The organism is Vibrio sp. 811 (assembly GCF_033339195.1).
Window position 1 is genome coordinate 1 of the sequence record NZ_JAWOUB010000123.1, and the last position, 1,037, is coordinate 1,037.

Consider the following 1,037-nt stretch of genomic DNA (forward strand, 5'->3'; position numbering starts at 1 on the left):
GTGCTTTGGCATGGTGGTGAAGCGGAACAAGCGAAACAAAACGTATTATCGCTGAACCAAAAAGAACGTGACGCATTGATTGCGTTTCTGAACTCTCTGTAAGGATGCAACCATGAAGAAAACAACATTAATGAGCGCTGTTGTTGCAACGCTAAGCTTAGTTGGTTGCCAATCGACAACGGGCTCGTCGGATGAACAACCAGAACAAACTAGCCATATTTCTCAAGCTGTTTACGAAGTGGAGTTTCATGCCGCACAGTCATTTTTAAGCCAAGCTTCGCAGTTAGAGCAGAGCTTTGCTGATTTTTGTTCTGCGCCGAAAAATGACGTGGAACCAGTACAACAACAATGGCACAGCACCATGCTGGCTTGGATGGCGCTTCAAGGGCAAGAGCGTGGCCCCGTGACCGCGCTGGAGCAAAGCTGGAACGTACAATTCTGGCCCGATAAAAAAAATACCACCGGGCGTAAAATGTCGGCGCTGACTAAAGCCGATAAAGTTTGGACAGTGGAAGAGATCTCGACACAAAGCGTGACTGTGCAAGGTTTGGGGGCGTTGGAATGGTTACTTTATGATGATGCATCCACGCTTAACACCAATAGCAATGTATGTGCCTCAGGTGTTGCGATTGCCGAAAACTTGCACGATAAAGCACAGATCATCGCTAATTCTTGGGCTCAAAACCCGTGGAAGTCTTTGCAAAAGACAGAGTGGGAATCGGAGTACATTTCGCTGCTTTCTAACCAGCTAGAATACAGCATGAAAAAGCTCAGCCGTCCGCTAGCCAAGATAGGGCATCCTCGTCCTTACTTCTCGGAGTCTTGGCGCTCAGAAACCTCGCTCTCTAACTTAAAAGCTAATCTAGAAAGCTTGCATCAGTTGTATTTTGCGAACGGTAAAGGTTTAGATGCGCTGTTAAGGGCGCAAGGTAAAACGCAATTGGCGGATCGCGTCGCGTATCAGTTTGACATGGCTTTAGAGACTTGGCCTGAAGATAAAAGCCTGTTCTCTGCACTACAAAGTGTGGACGGATATC

2 protein-coding genes are annotated in these 1,037 nt (G+C 47.3%); both read left to right on the forward strand.

The features are described 5' to 3' along the window. On the forward strand, positions 1–102 hold a 102-nt coding region (locus R7Q46_RS25260; protein WP_318077949.1), incomplete at its 5' end, for a di-heme oxidoredictase family protein. A gap of 10 nt (positions 103–112) precedes the next feature. After that, positions 113–1,037: imelysin family protein (locus tag R7Q46_RS25265; RefSeq protein ID WP_318077948.1), on the forward strand; the 925-nt coding region annotated here is incomplete at its 3' end.